Raw genomic sequence first — 21,870 nt, forward strand, 5'->3', positions numbered from 1 at the left:
ACGCCCCGTTGGGCTACTACGGGATGCTCGGTGACGGTCACACCGGGGCGCTCGTGGCCGCAGACGGCGCGATCGACTGGCTCGCCACCCCGCGGCTGGATTCCCCACCGATCTGCGCCGCCGTGCTGGACCCGGCAGCAGGTGGCGCGATCGTGCTGCGACCGACCGTCGCCCACACCGCCAGCCAGCGCTACCTGCCCGGCACCTTGGTGCTCGAAACGACCTTCTCCTGCCCGAGCGGGACGATCGTGGTGACCGACTCGCTGAACCGAGGAGCCGAAGGCCCACTGCCCTGGGTCGAGCTGGCCCGGCGGGTCGACGGCCTGACCGGGCAGGTACCGGTGCGGTGGTCCCTGCGGCCGGGGCACCAGCTCGCCGGAGCCTCCCCCCGCGCCCACTGGTACCGAGGCCGGCCACGAATCGACGTCCGAGCCGCACGACTCGTGGTCGTCGAGGACGGGATGGCACCGGACCTGCTCGACGGGAGCGCGGTCGGCGGCGAGGTCACCATCAGCGGCGGAGAAAGCCGGCTGCTCGGCATCGTCGCCGCTGAGGACCTGTTGTGGATGCCGGACGCCACCGCCGTACGGGCTCGCCTGGACGGCACGATCGACCACTGGCGGCGCTGGTGCGGCGGCATCCGTTACGCGGGGCCGCACGCGGAGGCGGTGCGGCACAGCGCGCTGCTGCTCAAAGGGCTCACAGTACTGCCCGAGCGCGTTCTCAGCTCCGGGCTGACGACCTCCCTGCCCGAGCGGCTCGGGGGCGAGCTCAACTTCGACTACCGGTTCGGATGGGTGCGCGACGCCTCCTTCGCGCTCGACGTGATGGAACGCATCGGGCTCGAGGAAGAGGTGCATGCCACCCTGTCGTGGCTGCTGGGTGCGATGGGCAGCACCGCGCCCGACGTGCGACCGCTCTACACGCTTTCGGGGGCACCCGCTCCGGCGGAGCTGCACCGGCTCGTCTCCGTGCCCGGTTACCGCCGTTCGCCTCCGATCCACGCTCGTGGCAGGCGAGGGGGGAGGAAGGCACTGGTGGTCGTCCGCACGATGGCTGGATCCGGCGCGCCGGATGCGTCCGCAAGGGTCCACTACGACACCCATCGGTTCGACGTGGCAGTGTCCCGGTCGGTGCGAGGCCGATGGCCGGACGGCCGGCGAAGGCTCAGGTTCGACGAGCAGCGGCGAGGCGCCGGCTCGGGGAATGCGCCCCGGGTTCAGCCGCTGCGGGTGGCCACGACGATGGATTGCGGTGGTTCCCGGAGGTCGTTGACCTCGATGTCGGTGAAGCCCGCGGTTCCCAGCCAGGTCCGGTACACGTCTTCGTCGTGGGCATCGCCGCCATCGGAGAAGCAGAGCATCTGGACCGCGAACGCGTCCGCGATCGGGGTGCGTCCGCGCAGGTAGCTCACGATCGCGATGGACCCGCCCGGGACCAGGATGTCGTGCACCCCGGCGAGCAGGTCGCGGTTGAGCCGGGCGTTGAACATGTTCGTCACGGTCGAGAGCAGCACCACACCGAACGGACCAGGCGCGAGGTCTTCGTGCAGATCACCGGCGTGGACCTGGACGCCGTCGGCGGCGAGTCCCGGACCGACGCGGTCGACGACCGCCGGCAGGTCCTGCAGGACCACGGGAACGTCCTGGGCGGCGAACCCGCGGGCGAACGCCCCGTGGCCGCCGCCCAGGTCGAGGACCCGGGAGCCCGCGGGCAACCGGTTCAGACAGGCGCGCACCACCGGCCCGACGACCGGACGTGCGACGGCGGCCAGGGTGTCCAGCCGGAGCGGAGCCGGTGGCCGAGCAGCCTCCGGTCCGGCGGTGCGGGAGCGCAGGCGTGGGCCGAGCACTTGGGACCAGCGGCGCAGTGCGCGGGCTTGGGTGACCAGCAGGGCCTCCGCTTCGGGGTCCTGGGGCACCCGTTCGAATCGCGTGCCGGTGGCGGTGGCGTAGCCGGCCACCACCAGCAGGCCGAGCACGGCCCGGGTCGCGTCGAGACCCAAGCCGGCCCGCTCCGCCACCTCGGCGGCCGTCCCGGGAAGGGCGTCGTACAGCCCGCTTTCGACGGCGGCTTCGTGGGCGAGCAGATGGCGCCAGTCGGTGGCGTGGCCGGGTTCGGCCATCATGGAGTGGCCGCGCAGCGTGGTGGTGCCTGGGGTGGTGGGGTCTGGGTTCACGAGAGCTCCGCGTGGTGGTCGGCATCGGTCTTCGGCGTTGCGGGTGACGGGCGGGGGAGCAGGCCGATGAGTGCTGCGGCCAAGGCGTAGGCGAGCGCGGTCCAAGGCAGGGTCGCGAGGAGCGCTTCCCGCCAGGCTCCTGTCGTGCCGCCGGATTCGGCGGTGGCGAAGAAGATCGTGCCGAACACCGCGATACCGGCGGCGGACCCGACCTGGATCACGGTGTTCAGCGCCCCGGCTGCCACGCCCGCCGTGCGCGGTTCGATCCCGGCCAGCACCACACCGGTCAGCGGCGGTGCGGTGAGGCCGAGCCCGACCCCGCCGAGCGCCAGCGGACCGGCGAGCGCCCACCACGCCGGCACCGGTACGACCGCGACCACGGTGAGCAGCAGCAGGTTCGACGCGGCCAGCAGCAGGGCCCCGGTCGCGAGCTGACCGCGCCCGGCGATCGGCCGGACCCGCACCGCGAGCACCGAGGTGATCGCGGAGCCGAGCGCGTAGGGCACGAGCAGGAGCCCCGAGTCGAGCGCGGACCGCCCGGTGCCCAGTTGCAGGTAGATCACCAGGACCAGGAAGAACGCCCCGATCCCGCCGAAGAAGAGGAAGGCGGTGCCCAGGCCGGCGATGAAGCCGCGGTCGCGCAGCAGGGACGGCTCGACCAGCGGGTCGCCCCCGGCGGCGGCGGTCCGGCGCTGCCACCGCGCGAACACCGCGCCCGTCACCACCGCGGCGGCAACCGGAATGAGCAACCAGCCCGGCCATCCCAGTTCGCGGCCTCGGACGAGCGGGAACAGCAGGAGCAGCACGGTCGCGGCACCGAGCAGGGCCCCCGGCAGATCGAGGCCGCGGGCGTGGCGTTCCCGCGACTCGGGGATGACGGCGAGTCCGGCGGCGATCGCCGCGAGCCCGATGGGGACGTTGATCCAGAAGATGGCCCGCCAGCCCAGACCGGCCAGGTCGGCGTCGACCAGGATGCCGCCGAACAGGGGACCCGCGACGGAGGCGAGCCCGACCGTCGCGCCGTAGGCGCCGAAGGCGCGGGCCAGAGCGGGACCCTCGAAGTCGGAGCGGATGATCGCGAGCACCTGCGGCACCATCGCCGCCGCCGCGATGCCCTGCAGGGCGCGTGCCGCGATCAGGGCTGCCGGGCTGGTGGCCAGCGCGCAGGCGATCGAGAAGACGACGAACGCGCCCATGCCGAACAGCAGCAGCCGGCGGCGTCCGTAGCGGTCGCCGAGGCGGCCGCCGGTGATCAGCCCGGCTCCGAGGCCGAGGACGTAGGCGGCGACGAACCACTGCAGGTCCGCTTCGGAAGCTCCGAGGTCGGAGCGGATGGCGGGCAACGCCACCGAGGCGATGCTGGCGTCGAGCAGGTCGACGAACACCGCGGTGAGCACCACCACGAGTGTCCAGCGGGAGCGGGTACCGGCGGTCGGCACGGGGACACCTCCGGGTCGGGGACAACGGCCGGTGCGAGCTTAGCTGAAAGTGACAACTATTTTCATTAGTCGGCGAGGTTGGTCAGGTCGGCCCGGAGCGCCCGGTGATCCACCTTGGCCGATGCCGTCCGCGGCAAGGAGTCCAGGACGACGATCCGGACCGGCACCTCGACCGGGCTCAGCCGGGCGCGGCAGTGCGCCTGGAGCTCGCTCGGGTCCGGCGGCGGGCCCGCCGGTTCGGCCAGCACAGCGGCGACCGGCACTTCGCCGAGCCGCTCGTCGGGGAGCCCGGTCACCGCCGCCTCGCGGACCGAGGGATGCCGTTCCAGGACCCGGGCGACGTCCTCGGGCAGCACCGTGAACCCGCCGCGCAGGACCGCCCCGTCGGCTCGGCCGTGGATCACGAGGAAGCCGTCGGCATCGAGGCTGGCGAGGTCCGCGGTCCGCACCCAGCGGGTCGGCGCGGAGCCCGTGCGCGCTCCCCGCACCTCCAGCCGGCCGGGCACGCCGGGTGGCAGCACCGTTCCGTCGGGCGCGGTCGTCCGCAGCGCGACGCCCGGAAGCGCGCGACCGCAACTGCCGGCCTTGTCCGGCCACCACCGCTCGTGCAGCGCCCGGGACCAGCCCGCCACCGCCCCGGCGAACTCCGTCGCGCCGTAGGTCGGCAGCACCCGGACGCCGAACCGGTCCTGGAAGCGGGCGGCCAATTCCGGGGGGCACGGGCTCGCGCCCGTGGTGACCAGCTCCAGGGGATCGAGCAGCGCCGGGTCGATGTCCGCGTCCAGCACCGCGTGCAGGGCTGCCGGGACGAGGAACGCGACCCGCACCCGGTGGTGGTGCACGGCCCGCGCCCACGGTTCGGCGGCGAATCGAGGGAGCAGGACGAGCGCGCGTGCGGCGTGGACGGCGCCGAGCACCGTCCACAGTCCACTGACGTGGGACGCGGGTGCGGCCAGCAGCGATGGTGCTCGCCCCGGTTCCGGACTCGTTTCCGGGGTGGGGCCCATCGTCGCGTCGAGTTGCTCGGTGGTGATCGCGACCGGGCGGGGTGGGCCGGTCGTGCCGGAGGTGACCAGTTCCAGCGCGGTGTTCGGCGCGGCGACTTCGGCGACGGGGCCGGACAGGTCCGGCGCCGGGTCCGCGAGGGGGCGGCCGTCGTGGTCGACCGTGATCGTCCTGGCACCGGGATGTGGCATGCCGGTCGTGGTGATCACCAGCGCCGCGCGCGGGCGCCCTTCGCCGTCGTGCATCCCGGCGGTGGGATGCATCGGGTCCAGCAGGACGGGTAACCGCTCCGTCGCCAGGAGCGCGAGCAGCGCGGCGATCGTTCCGGTCCGGTTGGCCAAGGCCAGGCCGACGCGGGTGCCGGGGCCGGCACCGAGCGGGGTCAGCCGCTCGTCCAGCGCCCGGGTGCTGGTGCGCAGGTCGTCCCACGTCACGGAGTGGTCGTCGGAGATCAGAACCGGAACGTCACCGCGGGCGGTGCCCAGCAGCGCGGACAGTCGGGTGCGGAAGGACATGGGATTCCGTTCGCAGCGAGATGGGCGAGGCGCCGCCGGCGCGGCCGCATCGGAAATGTGGTCCAGAACCGTCGAAAATGCAACCGGCGCGACTATTGATATATTTTGAAATGTGCATCTGATCGTGGTTTAAAAAAGGCGCAATTCCATCCTTGTGGGTGACGATCCGGTATGCCTACTATGTCGCTGCTCCTCGGGCCCATCGCGATGCGCAGCATCCACTGTGGTCCGCAGAATCCGCGATTCCGAATCGTTGGGGGATTCACAGTGAAGTCCACTGTCTCCGAAAAGTCGATGCGTGCTGTTCCTGCGATGGCGCAGGACGGATTCGCGTTGACCGATGTGCAGATCTCGTACTTGTTCGGAACCCGTTCCGGCGTTGAACTCGGCGGAAGCCCCGCCCGGTTCGTCGTCGGCTACGACGGAGCCCCCGGTGATGGCGATCGGCTCGAGGCCGCGCTGCAGGCCACCGCCGCCCGGCACGATGCCGCGGCCACCGTCGTAGATGCCGACACCAGGACGCAGCGAGTGGTTCCGGATGCGGTGCGGGCCCGCTTGCGCGCCGTGCAGGCGGGGACTCCCGAGGCCGACCGGCTGCTCGAGGAGGTTCGCGGTGGCACCGCGGGTGGACCGCCGTTGGACGCCGTGCTGGTCCTCGGTGGTTCGGCCGGCCCGCACCTGTTGATCGGCGCCGACCTGCTCGTCCTCGACGTGCCGGGAACCCTCGCGCTGCTCGCCGAATGGCGCAGGCGGTACGACGGCGCGAGCGACGACGGTCCGGCGCCGAGCTTCGCGGAGGCCGTGCGCGCCGGCGCCCCCGGCGATCTCGAGGCCGCGGAACGCTATTGGACGGCCCGCTCGGACGAGTTCCCGGCTTTCCCCGAGCTGCCGCTGGCGGGCTCACCCGCGCAGGAGGCGGGCACCGACCACCACCGCGCCACCGTCGACGCCCGCACCTGGGCGGCGGTGCGCAGCGCCGCGGGCGAACGCGGCCTGGAGCCCGGCGACGTGCTCGTCGCCGCCTGCGCCGAGGTGCTGCGCACCTGGGCGAAAGAGCCGAATTTCCTGCTGACCGTGACCGGGCGCCTCGCGATGACGCCGGAGGCCGGGGTCGGAAACCTGGCCACGCCGTCACTGTTGGCGGTCGCAGCCGAGCCGGGCAGCACGTTCGCCGAGCGGACCGCCGCGCTCGGGGCCACGCTGCGCGCCGACCACGAGCACCGGGTGTTCTCCGGGGTCCGGGTGCTGCGCGAGCTCGGTCGTCGCACCGGGAACCGGCCGACCGCACCGGTGGTGTTCACCGATGCCCGCACTCGCGGCGAGGACCCGCTGTCGGCGTTCGGCCGACCGGTGACCATCGGAACCCGCACTCCGCAAGTGCGGTTGGAACAGCAGGTGTTCGACCACGCGGGCGGCCTACTGCTCGTGTGGAACGCGGCCACGGGATCGATGCCCGACGGCGTGGTCGAAGCGATGGCCGCCGCGCACGTCGAGCTGCTGGAGCAGCTCGCGACCGGGACCGACGCGTGGGACCGGCCAGGATCAGCGGTGCCGCTCCCCACCGCGCACGCCGCGGAGCAGGAAGCGGCCAACGCGACCGCCGCCCCCATTCCGCCCGCCCGGTTGCACGATCTCGTCGGTGCTGCGGCGGTACGCGACCCCGATGCCACCGCTGTGATCGACGTGACCGGCAGCACCACCTTCGCCGAGCTCACCGCGCTCGCGCACCGGATCGGTCGGCGGATCCAGGCGGTCACCGACCTCGCTCCCGGCGCGCTGGTCGCGGTGTCGCTGCGGCCGGGCGCCGGGCTGATCGCAGCCTTGCTCGGCGTGCTGCACGCGGGCGGGGCCTACGTCGCCGTCGATCCCGAGCTGCCCCGGAACCGACGGCATGCCCTGATGCGCCGTTGCGGTGTTCCGGTCGTCATCGCGGAACCGGACGCGGTCGGGGAACAACCGGACGACGTGGTCCTGATCACCACGGATGCCCCGGAGGTGGGTGCGGCCGACCCGACCGCGCCGGAGAGCCCGCAAGGCGTCGACGACCTCGCCTACGTGATCTTCACGTCCGGCTCCACCGGGGAGCCGAAAGGCGTCATGATCAACCACCGGATGGCGGCCAACACGGTCCAGGACGTCAATGCCCGGTTCGGCGTCGGTCCCACCGATCGCGCGCTCGCGCTCGCCCCGGCGGGCTTCGACCTGTCGGTCTACGACGTGTTCGGCGTGCTCGGGGCGGGCGGTGCCCTCGTCGTACCGGATGGGGCCCGGGGTGCCGACCCGGACCACTGGAGCGAGCTCGTGCAGCGGCACCGGGTGACGATCTGGAACAGCGTCCCCGCGCCGGTGCGGATCTGGGCGGACACCCTGCGTCCGAGCGAGCCGCGGGCGGCATCGCTGCGGCTGGTCATGATGAGCGGCGATTGGATTCCGCTCGACCTGCCGGATGCGTTGCGCGCCGCGGTCCCCGGCGTGGACGTGGTGAGCCTGGGCGGCGCCACCGAGGGATCGATCTGGTCGATCCACCACCGGGTCGGCCAGGTCGATCCGGACTGGACCAGCATCCCGTACGGCAAGGCGCTGGCGAACCAGACGATGCACGTGCTGGACCGCTGGGGCGATCCCCGCCCGACCTGGGCGGTCGGCGAGATCCACATCGGCGGGACCGGCGTCGCGGCCGGTTACTGGGCCGACCCGGAGCGCACCGCGGAACGCTTCGTCACCGACCCGCGCACCGGTGCCCGCCGCTACCGGACGGGCGACCTCGGGCGGTTCCGGCCCGGTGGGGACATCGAAATCCTCGGCCGGGAGGACCACCAGGTGAAGATCAACGGGTTCCGGGTGGAGCTCGGTGAGATCGAGACGGTGCTGGCCCGGCTGCCGGAGGTGCGGCAGGTGGTCGTGGCGGCACCGGCCCACCCGCGAACCGGCCATCGGCAGGTCGTCGCACATCTCGTCGTGGACGACCCGGCTGCGGCGGATCCGACGGCGGTGCGCGCGGCCGCTGCCGGGGAGCTGCCCCCCTACATGGTGCCCAGCCACGTGCTGCCGTTGGCGGCGCTGCCGCTCACCGTCAACGGCAAGATCGATCACGCGGCGCTGCCGCTGCCGTGGGCGGCGGACGACGAGCCGGGGCCGGCGGTCGCTCCCGACGATCCGGTCCAGCGGGAGCTGCTCGCGATCTGGGCCGCCGGGCTCGGGCACGACGAATTCGGGGCCGCCGACGGGTTCTTCGACGTCGGAGGCGACTCGCTGCACGCCGTCGCGATCCTGCGCGAGGTGCGCGAACGCTTCGGCATCGGCCCGGGTACGGAGCAGGACCTGGTCGAGGCGCTGTTCACCAACGCCGATGTGGCGACGGTGGCCGGGATCGTCGCCGAGGCCGCCGGAGCGCGACGGTGAACGTCTGGGACCAGGTCGTCGTCGGAGCGGGCTCGGCCGGATGCGTGGTCGCGGGGCGGCTCGCCGAGCGGGGACACCGGGTGCTGCTGCTCGAGGCGGGCACCGACCAGCCCGCCGGTATGCCGGCGTCGCACCCGCTCGCCGACCCCGGGCGGCTCGTGCTCGAAGGCCACAACTGGGCGTACGAGGCGAACCTCCGGACCCCGGCCGCGCGTGCGACGGCGGGGGACCGGGCGCGCTGGTGCCGCTTCCCCTACCGGCTCGGGAAGGGGGTCGGCGGGTCCTCCGCGGTGAACGGTGCCGTCGGCTTGCGGGCGCTGCCCGCCGATGTCGACGCCTGGGCGGCGGCGGGGAACCCGGAGTGGGCGTGGCACGACGTCCTGCCGTGGTTCAACGCGATCGAGGCAGACCGCGACGCGAGCGGGCCGGGACATGGCCGCACCGGCCCGATGCCGGTCACCCGTCCGGCATCGGAAGAGGTCGCGGCGGTCGACGATGCCTTCCTCATCGCCTGCGCCGGCATCGGGGTCCCGGTGCGCGACGACCTCAACGATGGCACCGAGCACGCTGCCGGGCGCGTCCCCGCCACCGTCGCGGACGCGCGCCGGGTCGATGCCGCCGCGGCGTTCCTCGCCGGTGCGCGCGGTCGGCCGGGTTTCGCGCTGCGCACCGGGGTGCAGGTGAACCGGGTGCTGTTCGACCGCGGGCGGGCGACCGGGGTCGAACTCGTCGGACCGGACGGGGCGGAACGGGTGGTCGCGGGCGAGGTGGTGCTGTGCGCCGGCGCCGTGGGCACCCCGCCGATCCTGTTCCGCTCCGGCATCGGGGACGCCACGACCGTGCGCGCACTCGGGCTGCCGGTGGTCGCGGACCTGCCCGGCGTGGGGAACAACCTCACCGACCACGCCTCGGTCGTGCTGTGGGCGCGGGCGTCCGCCGACCAGCCCGCCCCGGTCGGGCGGCGCTGGCGCGACGTCGCGGCCAGGTTGCCCGGTGGGGTCGACGACACCGTCGACGTCCAGGTCGGGCTGCTGCACCACACCGACCCGGCGACGATCCCGGCCTTGGCCGGGCGCACCGGGGGAGCGCGGTTGCTCGGCATGTCCGTGATGCTGATGCGCCCCCGTTCCCGAGGCCGGGTCGCCATCACGAGTACGGACCCGAGTGCGCTCCCGCAGATCGACCTCGCGATCGTCGAGCACGCCGACGACCTCGAACGGCTCAGCGCCGGCGTGCGCACCGCGTGGCGACTGCTGCACGCGCCGGGCGTGCGCCCGGCCATCGACGAGGTCCTGTTCTGGTCGGAGCGCACCATCGCCGAGGACGCGGTGCTGCGCGCGGCCGTCCGCAACCTCGCCGCGCCCGGGTGGCACCCGACCGGCACCGCCCGAATGGGCCCCGCCGACGACCCCACCACCGTGGTCGACCAGTGGTGCGGGGTGCACGGCGTGCCCGGTCTGCGGGTCGTCGATGCCTCGGTGTTCCCCGCGATCCCCGGAGTCCCCACCAACCTGACGACGATCATGCTGGCGGAGCGGGTCTCCGCCGCGATGGAGGCGCAGCCGTGCCCGACCTGATCCCGCTCTACTGCTTCCCGCACGCCGGGGCCACCACGACGGTGTTCCGGCCCTGGGCCGACCAGGCCGCCGCGCGCGGCTTCGACATCCGCGCGGTCGATCGACCGGGCCGCGGCGCGCGCCGCGCCGAACCGGCCGCGACCGGGCTCGACGCCCTGATCGCCTCCTCGGCCCGGTGGGTCGCCGACGACCTCACCGGTGCCGCGAAGCCCGCACGCTGGGCCGTGTTCGGGCACAGCTTCGGTGCGGTCGTCGCGCTCGCCGTCGCCGCCCGGCTCGCCGCGACCGGTGCCCGGCCGGATCGGGCCGTGCTCTCCGCGGGTCTGCCACCGACCCACCACAGCCGAACCGACCGCGCGGCCGGACTCGACGACGCCGCGCTGCGCGACCGGATCGCCGCCGACGGCGCCACCCCCGGCGAACTGCTCGACGGTGGCCCGGTGACCGCGATGATCCTGGCCCGGTTCCGGGACGACTACCGGTTGCGCAGCGCTTTCCCCGACCTCGCCGGGCTGGTCACCGACCTGCCGCTCACCATCGTCGCCGCCGACCGCGACGAATGGGCCCCCGCCGCGTCGATGCGCGACTGGGGGCAGCACACCACCGGCCCGGTGCGGGAGCTGACGCTGCGCGGCGGGCACTTCGCCGCCGTCCAGGACCCGGCGCCGGTGCTCGACGCGCTCGCGGCCGACCTGCGCCCGGCGGTCGCGCCGTGACCGCCCCGGCCGCGCTCGATGAGTTCCGGGCGCACTGCCGCGCGGTGCTGGCCGAGCACGCGGTGCCGTTCCACGACCGGTGGGAGGCCGAGGGCATCGTCGACCGCTCGTTCTGGCAGGCGGTGGGCCGGGCCGGTCTGCTCGGGACCGGGGTCCCGGTGGAGCACGGCGGTGGCGGGGAACCCGGGTTCCGCCGAACCGCCGTGCTTTCCGAGGAACTCGTCCGCGCCGGGGTGACCGCCCCCGGGATCGTCGCGCACAACGACGTGGTCGCCTCCTACCTCACCGCCCGCACCACCGACGAGCAGAAGCGCCGGTGGTTGCCCGGGGCGTGCACCGGCGAACTGGTCGCCGCGATCGCGCTGACCGAGCCGACCGGCGGGTCGGATCTCGCCGGCATCCGCACCACCGCGGTCCGCGACGGCGACTGCTACCGGCTCACCGGTGCCAAGACCTTCGTCACCAACGGCGAGCACGCCGATCTCGCGGTGGTCGCCGCCCGCACCTCCGACGCGCCGGGCACGCGCGGGATCAGCCTGTTCGTCGTGGAGCGGGGCACCCCGGGCCTGCACCGCGGCGCACGCCTACCGACCCTCGGGTGGCGGGCCAGCGACGTCGGCGAGCTCGAATTCGACGGTGCGCGGGTGCCGGCGGCGAACTTGCTCGGCAGGGAAGGGGCCGGGGCGGTGGCACTGATGGGCGGGTTGCCCAGGGAGCGCCTGAGCATCGCCGCGGTCGCGCTCGCCTCGGCCGAACTGGCCCTGGCCCGCGCGGTCGAGCACGCACGCGAGCGGCACGCGTTCGGCAACCCGATCGGGGCGTTGCAGCACAACCGCTTCACGCTCGCCACCGCCGACACCGAAGTGACCATCGCTCGTGTCTTCGTCGACCACTGCATCGACGCCCTCGATGCCGGCCAGCTCACCGTCACCGATGCGGCGAAGGCGAAGTGGTGGACCACCGAACTGCAGGTGCGGATCGCGGACCGGGCGTTGCAGCTGCACGGCGGGCACGGCTACCTCGATGGTTCGCCCGCCGGACGGGAGTGGCTGAACAGCCGCGTCCAGACCATCTACGGCGGCAGCACCGAGGTCATGAAGGAGCTCATCGGCCGCTCGCTCGGCCTCTAGGGACGGAGGAGGACAACGATGGTGTCCGCAGCACGGCGGGGTCGCTACGACCTCACCGGTTTCACGGTGCGCAGCGCGACCGCGCAGGACTGGGTCACGGTCAACGAATGGGGCGACGGCGAGGGCTGGAACATCGGCTTCCAGGACTCGGCCTGCTTCCTGCCGACCGATCCGGACGGATTCTTCATCGGGGAGGTCGACGGGCGCCCGGTTTCGGCGGTGTCGCTGGTCAACTATTCCGAGCACTACGCGGTGTGGGGCCACTACCTGGTCGACCCGGCGTTGCGCGGTCGGGGCTACGGCCGCGGTGTGTGCAAGGTCGCGAGCCCCCACTCCGGGAGCAGGGTCACCGCAGGCGACGCGATGCCGGTCCAGGTGCGCAACTACTCCAAGGACGGTTCGGGGCCCGCCCACGACACCCTGCACTGGGTCGGCGTGGTCACCGGCACCGCCGGCCCGGCGGTGTCCGGCCCGGCCCCTGAGCCGGTCACCGAGGCGTTCCGCGACGCCGTCATCGACTACGACGGCGGAGTCTTCCCGGCTCGCCGGCCCGCGTTCCTGACCCGGTGGCTGACCGCGCCGGGGCACGTCGCACTCGCCGTCCGCGAAGGTGACCGGATCACCGGGTTCGGCGTGCTCCGGCCGGCGCCGACGAGGTGGCGGATCGGCCCGCTGTCGGCCGACACCCCCGGCACCGCCGCGGCCCTGTTCGACGCGCTCGTCGAGCACGTCCCGGGTGGCGGCGAGGTGTCCGCGTTCGCCCCCGACGTCCAGCCCGCCGCGGCCGAGCTGTTCGCCGGGCGCGGTCTCACCGAGGAGTTCCGGGTGGTCCGGATGTACCGCGGCACTCCACCGACGCACCGCGGTGACGCGGTGTACGCCATCGGCTCGTTGGAGCTCGGGTGAGCGCCGCCGGGACCCCGCCCACCTTGTACGAGTGGGCCGGCGGGGCGCCCGCGTTCGAACGGCTGATGGAGGTCTTCTACCGGGAGGTGCTCCGCGATCCGCTGCTCGCGCCGCTGTTCGCGCGCATGTCCGAGGACCATCCGCACCACGTGGCGCTGTGGTTCGGCGAGGTGTTCGGCGGCCCGTCCGCCTACACCGAGGAGCGCGGCGGGTTCGCGGTGATGCGCGCCCACCACGTCGGCAAGGGCATCAAGCCCGAGCAGCGCGCCCGGTGGGTGGCGCTCATGCTGGCCGCCGCCGACGAGGCGGGCCTGCCCGACGACGCGGAGTTCCGCGCCGCGTTCGCCTCGTACGTCGAGTGGGGCTCGCGCCGCGCGATGGCCAATTCCCAACCCGGTGCGACGCTCACGCGCCGCACCACGACCCCGCACTGGGGCTGGGGCGAGACCCCGCCCGGTACCGACTGACCCCGATCCGACGAGGAGGAGTTCCGAGATGACCTACGACGTGGTGGTGGTCGGCGGAGGCGCCGGCGGCCTGAACGCCGCGCTCGTGCTGGCCCGATCGCGGCGTCGCGTCGCCGTGCTCGACACCGGTGAGCCGCGCAACGCTCCGTCGGAGCACGTGCAGGGTTTCCTGAGCCGGGACGGCGTCGCTCCGGCCGAGCTGCTCGGTGCCGGCCGGGCCGAGCTGGCCGGCTACGGCGTCGACCTGATCGACGACCGGGTGGAGGAGCTGGAGCCGGGACTGGTCGTGCACCGCGCAGGCGGTGCTCCGCTGCACGCGCGGCGGGTGGTGGTCGCCACCGGGCTGCGCGACGAGCTGCCCGACCTCCCCGGCGTGGCCGAGCGATGGGGTCGCGACCTGCTGCACTGCCCCTACTGCCACGCCTGGGAGGTCCGGGACCAGCCGCTGGCGGTCCTCGGCACGAGTCCCGGTGCCGTGCACCACGCCTTGCTGCTGCGGCAGTGGTCGGCGGACCTGGTGTACCTGCCGCACACCCGCCCCACCTCCGAGGAGGAGGCCGCTCAGCTCGCCGCCCGCGATATCGAGGTCGTCGAGGGGGCGGTGGAGCGGATCGTGGTCACCGACGACGTGCTCACCGGCGTCGCGCTCGACGGGGGTCGCAGCATCGACCGGCGGGCGGTGTTCGTGTTCCCGCGGATGGTGCCCAACGACGCCCTGCTCACCGCGTTGGGCGCCGAGAGCGAGCACGGTTGGGTGTCGGTGGACCGCACGGGGAAGACCTCGGTGCCGGGCGTGTGGGCCGTCGGCAACGTCGTGGACCCGCGGGCGCAGGTCGTCACCGCCGCCGGGAACGGGTCCGCTGCGGCGTTCGCGATCAACACCGAGCTGGTGATGGAAGACGTCGCCAACGCGGTGGAGGAACGCGGATGAACCCGGGCGCGCAGGTGTTCGCGATGGCCGACCTGAGCACCCCGTGGGCGCTGCGGACCGCCGTCACCCTCGGCGTGCCGGACCTGATCGGCACGGGCGTCGACGACGCGACCGGGCTGGCCGCCGCGACCGGCGCCGATCCGGGCGCGATGCTGCGGTTGCTGCGGCACCTCACCGCCCGCGGCGTGCTCGCCGAAACGGCACCGGCCCGGTACGCGCTCACCGAGGCGGGGGAAACGCTTCGTGCGGGGCACCCGTCGCGGATGGCGGACTGGCTGGACATGTCCGGGGCGGCGGGCCGGATGGACGAGGTGTGGGCGCGGCTGCCGGGCGTCGTGCGCAGCGGTCGGCCCGCGCACGAGCAGGTGCACGGCCGCCCGCTGTACGCCGACTTCGCAGGCACACCGGATTTGCAGGCGTCGTTCGACCGGTTGATGAGCGCGGACGCCGTCGACTACGGCGGGATGCTCGCCGAGTACGACTGGTCCGAGGCGACGCACGTGGTCGACGTCGGAGGCGGTCGGGGTGATCTGCTGGCCGCGCTGCTGCAGGCGCACCCGCACCTGCGCGGGACGCTGTTCGAGCAGCAGGACACCCTCGCCGCCGCCGAGCCGGTGCTCGCGCCGCTCGGTGACCGGGTGGCGCGCGTGGCCGGGGACTTCCTGACCGACCCGCTGCCGGTCGGAGCCGACCACTACGTGCTCGCGTCCGTGCTGCACAACTGGGACGACGAGCACGCGACGGCGATCCTGCGCGCGGTCGCCGACGCGGCCGCGCCGGGTGCGCGCGTGCTCGTCGTCGAGGGGCGCCCGGAGGACTCCGGTTGGGCCACCCACCTGGACCTGAAGATGCTGGTCCTGCTCGGCGGTCGGGAGCGCACCGACGACGATCTCGCCGAGCTGACCGCGGTGGTCGGCCTGGAGCCGGCCGGTGCGGTGCCGTGCCCGCGCGGCCCGTTCGGGGTGACCTACGAGGTGCGTGCGTTCGCGGTTGCTGACGAACGGGGAACGGTGCGGTGACGGACCCGACCTCGCTGTCCGCGACGGCGCAGCTCGCCGAACTCGCGGCGGGTCGGCTCGGTGCGGTCGAACTCCTCGACGCCCACCTGGCCCGCCGCGATGCGGTGGACCAGGTGCTGGGCGCGGTCGTCGCCGAAGACCGGGAGCGGGCTCGCGCCGAGGCCGCCCGGATCGACGACGCCCGCGCCCGCGGCGCGGAGCTCGGCCGGCTCGCCGGACTGCCGATGACGGTGAAGGACTGCTTCGACGTCGAGGGCCTGCCCGCGGTGTGCGGTTCACCGGAGTTGGCGGGGCGGTCGCCGCGGTGCGCGGACGCGGCCGTCGTCGCCGCGGTGCGTTCGGCCGGTGCGGTGGTGTGGGGCAAGACCAACGTGCCGCCGATGCTGGGCGACGTCCAGACCTACAACGCGGTGTACGGCCGCACCACGCATCCGATGGACCCGGCGCTGAGCCCCGGCGGATCGTCCGGTGGAGCAGCGGCCGCGCTGGCCGCCGGCTTCACGCCGCTGGAGATCGGCAGCGATCTCGGCGGTTCGTTGCGGACCCCGGCGGCGTTCTGCGGGGTCCTGGCCCTCAAACCCGGGCCGAGGAGACTGCCCTCGGGCGGGCAAATTCCGCCGGACCCGCCGGCCGGACACCCCGGTGCGGACCTGCCGGTGGTCGGGCCGATGGCCCGCACCGCCGCGGACCTGCGGCTGCTGTGGTCGGTGCTGGCAGGCACCCGGCCGCGACCGGAAGCACCGGCCGACCGCCCGCTGCGGCTGGGGCTGTGGTGCGATGATCCGCACCTGCTCAGCGGCGCCGAGGTGGTCGCGGCCTTGCACGCCGCTGCCGCGGCCGTGGCCGACGCCGGGCACCACGTCGAGGTGGTGCCTCCTCCGGTCCCCGGCGACGTGCTGCTCGACGCCTATTTCGCGTTGCTGTTCCCGCTGCTCGCCCAGGGGATGCCGGAAGAGGCCGCGCAGCGGATGCGGGCACGGCGGGACGCCGCGTCGCGGGCCGTCGCCGACGGTGCTTCCCGGTACGGTGGCGACGCCGCCATCGTGCACTCCACGGCACCCGAGGTCGACCGCGTCGCCGCGGCGGCCGTGCTGGCCGGGCTGCGCGACGACGTCTCCGCGTTGCTCGGCAGTTGGGACGCGTTGCTGGTCCCCGCCGCACCGGTCGCGGCGATCCCGCACGACACCGACCGCCCGCCGGCCCGCCGGACGATCGACACCGACGGCCGCCCCGAGCCCTACCGCCGGTTGCTGGACTGGGCCGCGCCGGCCACCGCGCTCGGACTGCCTTCGGTGGCCCTACCGGTGGGCCGGACCGCGCGTGGATTGCCGCTGGGCGGGCAGCTGATCGGGGCCGCGGGCGATGAGGACCGGCTGCTGGGAATCGCCGCGCTGGTGGAGCGGGTGCTCCACGTCCCCGGTACGACGGCGGAGGGCCGGTGACCACCTCTTCGGTGCGGCGGCGGGCACGGGTCGCGGTGGGCGTGCTCGCGGTGGACGCCGCCGCGTTCGCCGGACTGCTGACGCTGAACTTCGCGCTGCCCCGCGCCATGCCCGGCGACCCGGTGGACGCGTTGTTCGCTGCCGGGTCGCCGGACCTGGTCGCGGACGAGCGGCTGCGGGCCGCGCTGGCCGCCTACTACGGCCTCGACCGGCCTCCGGTCGAGCAGTTCGGTCATTACCTGGCCGGGCTGGTCACCGGGGACTGGGGCGTGTCGATCCGCGATGGCGTCCCGGTGACCGGGCTGCTGGCCGAGCGGCTGCCCTGGACCGCGCTCCTCGTCGGGACGGCCCTGCTCCTCGGCGGGCTCGTCGGCGTCCTGCTCGGCGCGGTCGCGGGCTGGCGTCGCGGGAGCCGGCTCGATACCGCATTCGTCGTGGTCGCCGCGGCGGTGCGCGCCGTGCCGGTGTTCGTCACCGGGAGCGCCTTGATCGCGGTCTTCGCGGTGTGGCTGGGCTGGTTCCCGCTATCGGGCACCAGCACCCGATTCGCCGATCCGGGGCCGATCGGCCACCTCTCGGACATCGCCGCGCACTTGGCGCTGCCCGCGTTCACGCTGGGGCTGCCGTTCGCCGCCGCGCAGTTCCTGCTCATGCGAGCCGCGATGGTCGGTGAACTCGGCTCCGACCATCTGCTCGCGGGACGCGCGGCCGGGCTGCCGTGGCGGGTGCTGCGGCGCCGCTATGCGGCCCGCACCGCGCTGCCGCCGGTCATCGCGGCGTGGGGGGTGGCGCTGGGCACGGCCGTCACCGCCACCGTGCTGGTCGAGACCGTCTTCCGGTACGCGGGCGTCGGGCTGCTGATGTCCGAAGCGATCAACTACCGCGATTATCCGGTCCTGCAAGGCTGCTTCGTGCTGCTCACCGTCGGCGTGCTGGTCACCGGACGGCTCGCGGACCTGGTGCACCGGTGCCTCGACCCGAGGGTTCGGCGGTGACCGCGGCCCGAGCGGGCGGCATCGTGCTCGTCCTGCTCTGCCTCGTCGCGCTCGCCGCGCCGTTGCTCGCGCCGTTCGCCCCGGACGCCCCGGCCGGTCCGTCGCTGGCCGGACCGTCGGCCTCGCACCTGCTGGGGACCGACGCCCTCGGCCACGATGTCGTCTCCAGACTGCTGTGGGGGGCGCGGTGGTCGCTGCCTGCCGCCGGGTTGGCGGCAGGCGTCGCGACCGCGCTGGGCGTCAGCGCGGGAGTGGTGGCCGGGCTGGCCACCGGGGTCGCGGGTGCGATCGCCGACCGGGTGGTCGACATCGCGCTGGCGGTGCCCCGGTTGCCGTTGATCGTGCTGGTCGCGGTGCTCGCCGGACCGGGCCGAGTCACCGTGCCGGTGTTGATCGGCCTGCTGGCGTGGGCTCCGATGGCCCGGGTGCTGCGCGGGCGGGTGCGGGTGTTGCGCCGCGCCGGGTACGTCGACGTCGGACGCGGCTTCGGCGCCGGTCCGCTGCACCTGGCCCGTCGGCACCTGCTGCCCGCGGTGGCACCGCTGCTCGCCGCCGAGGCGATGCTCGTCGCGAGCGGAGCGGTGTTGATGGAAGCGGGCCTGGCGTTCCTCGGCCTCGGTGACCCGACTGCGGTGAGCTGGGGACTGGACCTCCACCGCGCCCTCGGCGAGCCCGGTGTGCTGCTCACCGGTGCGTGGACCTGGTGGGTGTTGCCCACGGGGCTGGCCGTTGCGGTGACCTCGGTGGCGTTCGCGTTGCTCGCCACCGGACCGGCGGGGGCGGACCGATGACCGGCCTGCTGCGGGTCCGCGATCTGTCGGTGCACCTCGACGGTGGTGTATCCGCACTGCGCGGCGTCGACCTCGACCTCGACCGAGGCGGCACGCTGGTCGTGCTGGGGGAGAGCGGGGCGGGCAAGTCCACGCTCGCCCGCTGCATGGCCGGCTTGGTGCCGGAGGCGACCGGCAGCGTCCGGCTCGGCGCCACCGAGCTCGTCGGCGCCTCCGAGGAGGTGGCGCGACCGCTGCGCGGCGAGGTCGTCGCGGTCGCCTTGGCAGGTGCTCCGATGCACCCGCTCCGCACTCTCGGGGACTCCATCGGGGAGCCGCTGCGGGTCCGCCGGGGGCTCGGCCGTCGCCGGGCCCGGGACCGCGCCGAGGAGCTGGCCCGGGAGTGCGGACTCGACCCGTCGCTGCTCCACCGGTACCCGCACGAGGTGTCGGGCGGGCAGCGCCGCCGCGCCGCGCTCGCCGGGTCGCTCGCGCTGGACCCGGACCTGCTGGTGCTCGACGAGCCGACCGCGGGCTTGGATCCGGTCGCGGCGGCAGCGTTGACCGAGCAGCTCGCATCGCTGTCGGCGGATCGGGGCACCGCGCTGCTGGTGATCACGCACGATCTCGGGGCCGCGGCCCGGTTGGGCGGGCGCACCGTGGTGCTCTACGCCGGTGCGGTCGCCGAGCACGGCCCGACCGCCGACGTGCTGCGGGACCCCGCCCATCCCTACGCGGCGGCATTGATCGCCGCCTACCCGACGATGTCGACGACCCGCGACCTGCGCCCCGTGCGCGGCGTCCCGCCGGACCCGCGGGCGCTGCCGCCGGGTTGCGCGTTCCGGCCCCGGTGCGCCCAAGCCGAAGAGATCTGCGCCCAGCCGGTCCCGGGCGTGGTGCTGCCCGGCGAACGGCAGGTCGCCTGCCACCTGGGCGGTCGGCGCACGCTGCTGGAAGTCACCGAGGCGTCGGCCGTGCACGGCCGCGGGCGCGCTGCCCGCACCGCCGTCGACGCGGTGTCGTTCGCGTTGCGCAGCGGCGAGGCGGTCGGGCTCACCGGTCCCTCCGGCAGCGGGAAGACGACCCTGGCCAGGGTCATCGCCGGGGCGCACCCGGCGGCGGCGGGGCGAGTCGCGCTGCGCGGCACGGCGTTGCCGCTCGGACGGGCGGACCGCCCCCGCATCCAGCTCGTCGCACAGGATCCGCGCGATTCCGTCTCGCCCCGGATGACGGTCCGCGAGGTGCTGCGGGAGCCGCTCGACGTGCTCGGCGAGGACGGCGATCTCACCGCCGCCCTCACCGCGGTCGGGTTGCCAGCATCTCGGGCGCTGCTGGACACGATCGCGCACCGGCTCTCGGGCGGGCAGCTGCAACGGCTGTCGGTCGCCCGCGCCATGCTGGCCGGGCCGGAACTGCTCGTCGCCGACGAGCCCACCAGCCTGCTCGATCCGTCCGAGCAGGCCCGCATGATCCTGGTGCTGCGGGAACGACAGGTGGAGTCCGGCCTCGGGCTCCTCCTCGTTTCGCACGACCTCGCACTGCTCCGCAAAGTCTGCGACCGCGTCCTGGTCCTCGACGACGGCCGCCTCGTCGAGCAGGGCTCCGCCGAACGCATCTGCACCGCACCGGCGAGCCGGACCGCGCGCCGGCTGATCGCCGCCTCATCGGCCCTCTCCGACCGCGCCGGGGCGAGCGCGGAACCCGACAGGCACGAATCCGGAGGAACGACACCGTGAACCGCATCTCCCGCAGAACCGTCCTGGCCGGCACCGGCGCCCTGCTCGGCGGGCTCGCGCTGAGCGCCTGCCGGGCGAGTGGCCCCGCCACCGGCCGGGGCGCCGCAACGCTGCGCCTGCCCGCCCCGAACGTCGGCTTCCCCTCCCCGTTCGCCTACCGCGGCGGTGTCGGTCTCCTGCAAGCGTCCTACCTGTACGACTCGTTGCTCTGGAAGGACCCGAGCGGTGCGTACATCCCGTGGCTGGCGACGACGTTCGACCGAGCGGCGGATGGCCGCACCTACACCATCGGCCTGCGCGAGGGCGTCACCTGGCATGATGGCCGACCGTTCACCGCGGACGACGTGGTGTTCACCTTCGAGCACCAGCGCCGATTCGGCGCGGTGCTGCCGCCCTCGGTCATCAACAGGCCGAACATGGCGAACATCGAGCGGGTGGAGGGGCTCGGACCGCACTCGGTGCGGGTCGTGCTGCGGCGCCCGGACTGGACCTTCGAGCAGTTCAACGTGGCGGCCGGCATGTTCGTGGTGCCGCGTCACGTGTGGGAGCCGATCACGGACCCGGCCGGTGAGCGGCGGCCCGAGGTGCTGGTCGGCACCGGCCCGTACCGGGCTGTTTCCCCGGCCGACAGCACCGGTGCCGCCCTGTACGAGGCCGTCGACGGCCACTTCGCGGGCACCCCGGCGGTCCGGCGGATCGAGCATCGCCCGGTCGACGACGAGCTCGCGGCCCTGCTCGCCGGGGAGGTCGATGCCGCGGGCGGTGTCGGCCCCGGTACCGGGCTGCGGCCGAGCGCGCTGGCCCCGTTCCGGGACCGCCCGGAGTTTCGGATCGTCGAGGCTCCCGGTCACACGCTCACCGCGCTGTACTGGAACCTCGCTGCCGGCGGGGCGTTCGCCGATCCGCGCTTCCGGCGCGCCTGCGCCCGCGCGATCGACCGGGATTCGATCAACCAGCGGGTCTTCGAGGGAGCCGGCCTGGTCGCCGCCACCAGCCCGTTGCCGCCGAGCAATCCGTACCGCGCCGCCGTCCCGGAGATCGAGTTCGACCGGGCCGCCGCAGACTCCGAGCTGGACGCGGCCGGTTACCGCCGTGGCCCGGACGGCACCCGTCGGGACGCCGACGGGAAACCCATGGAGTACGAGCTCCTGGTCAGCCGAGCCCAGCCGCTCGGGCCGGTCGAGCTCGTGGGTGCGGACCTCGCCGCCGTCGGCATCCGCGTCACCCCGGTCGTCGTCGACCTCCCCGCGTTCCAGCAGCGGGTCAGCGAAGGCCGGTTGCAGCTCTCGATGACGACTTTCGGCGGGACCAACACCGACGAGCAGCCCGACGGCCTCGGCAAGCTGTACTCGTCGGAGTCCCAGGCGTTGCAGCGGGCCCAGGGGTACCGGAACCCCGAGATGGACCACCTCGTGGTCGCCCAACGCGCCCAGCTCGACCAGGCGGAGCGGGTCCGGACTGCGGCGCGGATCCAGGAGATCGCCGCCGCCGAGCTGCCGATGCTGCCGCTGGTGCATCCGCCGCTCACCACGGTGGTGTCCACCACCGAGTTCGACGGCTGGGTGTTCCCGACGGGCGGCATCGCGGGCCTGGTCCCGTCGGTCGCCGACAAGCGTTCCTTCGTCGGAGGCGCCGGCTGAG

Annotated in this window: 16 protein-coding genes and 1 pseudogene; 14 read left to right on the plus strand and 3 right to left on the minus strand. The window is 74.2% G+C overall.

All coding sequences use genetic code 11. The annotated features are described in order from the left end of the window. Positions 1-23: 23 nt before the first annotated feature. Positions 24-302, plus strand: a pseudogene (locus ACQP0T_RS12340) (trehalase-like domain-containing protein); the annotation flags it as partial. Positions 303-1,219: 917 nt separating this feature from the next. On the opposite strand, the gene ACQP0T_RS12345 reads toward ACQP0T_RS12340, so the two are convergent. The 3 genes from ACQP0T_RS12345 to ACQP0T_RS12355 form a co-directional block, all read right to left on the minus strand. Beyond that, positions 1,220-2,179, minus strand: coding sequence for a class I SAM-dependent methyltransferase (locus ACQP0T_RS12345; RefSeq protein WP_433873114.1), 960 nt, complete (start codon positions 2,177-2,179; stop codon positions 1,220-1,222). Beyond that, entirely contained in the window at positions 2,176-3,618 is a 1,443-nt protein-coding gene (locus ACQP0T_RS12350; protein WP_433873115.1) for an MFS transporter, read from the minus strand. Before ACQP0T_RS12350 ends, ACQP0T_RS12345 begins: the two co-directional genes overlap by 4 nt. A 65-nt stretch (positions 3,619-3,683) precedes the next feature. Continuing rightward, entirely contained in the window at positions 3,684-5,138 is a 1,455-nt protein-coding gene (locus ACQP0T_RS12355) for a class I adenylate-forming enzyme family protein (protein WP_433873116.1), read from the minus strand. Between the two features lie 312 nt (positions 5,139-5,450). On the opposite strand from ACQP0T_RS12355, the gene ACQP0T_RS12360 reads away from it, so the two are divergent. From ACQP0T_RS12360 to ACQP0T_RS12420, 13 genes are read left to right on the plus strand one after another with little or no spacing between them, the layout of a single operon-like run. After that, on the plus strand, positions 5,451-8,540 hold the full coding sequence (locus tag ACQP0T_RS12360) for a non-ribosomal peptide synthetase (protein ID WP_433873118.1): 3,090 nt from the start codon (positions 5,451-5,453) through the stop codon (positions 8,538-8,540). After that, positions 8,537-10,117 (plus strand): GMC family oxidoreductase, encoded by a 1,581-nt coding sequence (locus tag ACQP0T_RS12365; RefSeq protein WP_433873120.1) that lies wholly within the window; start codon positions 8,537-8,539, stop codon positions 10,115-10,117. The genes ACQP0T_RS12360 and ACQP0T_RS12365 overlap by 4 nt, the downstream gene beginning before the upstream one ends. Continuing rightward, positions 10,105-10,833: a thioesterase II family protein gene (locus tag ACQP0T_RS12370; RefSeq protein WP_433873121.1), complete on the plus strand. Its 729-nt coding sequence runs from the start codon at positions 10,105-10,107 to the stop codon at positions 10,831-10,833. Before ACQP0T_RS12365 ends, ACQP0T_RS12370 begins: the two co-directional genes overlap by 13 nt. Continuing rightward, a complete protein-coding gene (locus ACQP0T_RS12375) occupies positions 10,830-11,963 on the plus strand; it encodes an acyl-CoA dehydrogenase family protein (RefSeq protein WP_433873123.1) in 1,134 nt (377 codons plus the stop codon). Before ACQP0T_RS12370 ends, ACQP0T_RS12375 begins: the two co-directional genes overlap by 4 nt. 18 nt (positions 11,964-11,981) lie before the next feature. After that, positions 11,982-12,869: a GNAT family N-acetyltransferase gene (locus ACQP0T_RS12380; protein WP_433873125.1), complete on the plus strand. Its 888-nt coding sequence runs from the start codon at positions 11,982-11,984 to the stop codon at positions 12,867-12,869. Continuing rightward, entirely contained in the window at positions 12,866-13,336 is a 471-nt protein-coding gene (locus ACQP0T_RS12385) for a group II truncated hemoglobin (protein WP_433873126.1), read from the plus strand. The genes ACQP0T_RS12380 and ACQP0T_RS12385 overlap by 4 nt, the downstream gene beginning before the upstream one ends. 28 nt (positions 13,337-13,364) lie before the next feature. Further along, positions 13,365-14,267, plus strand: coding sequence for an NAD(P)/FAD-dependent oxidoreductase (locus ACQP0T_RS12390; RefSeq protein ID WP_433873127.1), 903 nt, complete (start codon positions 13,365-13,367; stop codon positions 14,265-14,267). Further along, positions 14,264-15,286 (plus strand): methyltransferase, encoded by a 1,023-nt coding sequence (locus ACQP0T_RS12395; RefSeq protein WP_433873128.1) that lies wholly within the window; start codon positions 14,264-14,266, stop codon positions 15,284-15,286. The genes ACQP0T_RS12390 and ACQP0T_RS12395 overlap by 4 nt, the downstream gene beginning before the upstream one ends. After that, a complete protein-coding gene (locus ACQP0T_RS12400) occupies positions 15,283-16,728 on the plus strand; it encodes an amidase family protein (RefSeq protein ID WP_433873130.1) in 1,446 nt (481 codons plus the stop codon). Before ACQP0T_RS12395 ends, ACQP0T_RS12400 begins: the two co-directional genes overlap by 4 nt. Next, positions 16,725-17,723 carry an ABC transporter permease gene (locus ACQP0T_RS12405; RefSeq protein ID WP_433873132.1) on the plus strand — a complete coding sequence of 333 codons (999 nt, stop codon included), beginning with the start codon at positions 16,725-16,727 and terminating at the stop codon, positions 17,721-17,723. Before ACQP0T_RS12400 ends, ACQP0T_RS12405 begins: the two co-directional genes overlap by 4 nt. Next, positions 17,720-18,514, plus strand: a complete 795-nt coding sequence (locus ACQP0T_RS12410) for an ABC transporter permease (RefSeq protein ID WP_433873134.1) — start codon at positions 17,720-17,722, stop codon at positions 18,512-18,514. Before ACQP0T_RS12405 ends, ACQP0T_RS12410 begins: the two co-directional genes overlap by 4 nt. Continuing rightward, the gene (locus ACQP0T_RS12415; protein WP_433873136.1) at positions 18,511-20,229 is read left to right on the plus strand and encodes an ABC transporter ATP-binding protein; all 1,719 of its coding nucleotides are present in this window, start codon (positions 18,511-18,513) and stop codon (positions 20,227-20,229) included. The genes ACQP0T_RS12410 and ACQP0T_RS12415 overlap by 4 nt, the downstream gene beginning before the upstream one ends. Then, the gene (locus ACQP0T_RS12420) at positions 20,226-21,869 is read left to right on the plus strand and encodes an ABC transporter substrate-binding protein (protein ID WP_433873138.1); all 1,644 of its coding nucleotides are present in this window, start codon (positions 20,226-20,228) and stop codon (positions 21,867-21,869) included. Before ACQP0T_RS12415 ends, ACQP0T_RS12420 begins: the two co-directional genes overlap by 4 nt. The last annotated feature ends 1 nt before the right edge of the window (position 21,870 follow it).

Origin of the sequence: Saccharopolyspora sp. CA-218241 (assembly GCF_050954615.1) — a bacterium.
GTDB lineage: Bacteria > Actinomycetota > Actinomycetes > Mycobacteriales > Pseudonocardiaceae > Saccharopolyspora > Saccharopolyspora cebuensis.

Coding starts and splice junctions, on each gene's coding strand:
- ACQP0T_RS12360 (WP_433873118.1), top strand. CDS start 5,451: ATGGCGCAGGACGGATTCGCGTTGACCGATGTGCAGATCTCGTACTTG.
- ACQP0T_RS12380 (WP_433873125.1), top strand. CDS start 11,982: ATGGTGTCCGCAGCACGGCGGGGTCGCTACGACCTCACCGGTTTCACG.
- ACQP0T_RS12390 (WP_433873127.1), top strand. CDS start 13,365: ATGACCTACGACGTGGTGGTGGTCGGCGGAGGCGCCGGCGGCCTGAAC.
- ACQP0T_RS12395 (WP_433873128.1), top strand. CDS start 14,264: ATGAACCCGGGCGCGCAGGTGTTCGCGATGGCCGACCTGAGCACCCCG.
- ACQP0T_RS12355 (WP_433873116.1), bottom strand. CDS start 5,138: ATGTCCTTCCGCACCCGACTGTCCGCGCTGCTGGGCACCGCCCGCGGT.
- ACQP0T_RS12415 (WP_433873136.1), top strand. CDS start 18,511: ATGACCGGCCTGCTGCGGGTCCGCGATCTGTCGGTGCACCTCGACGGT.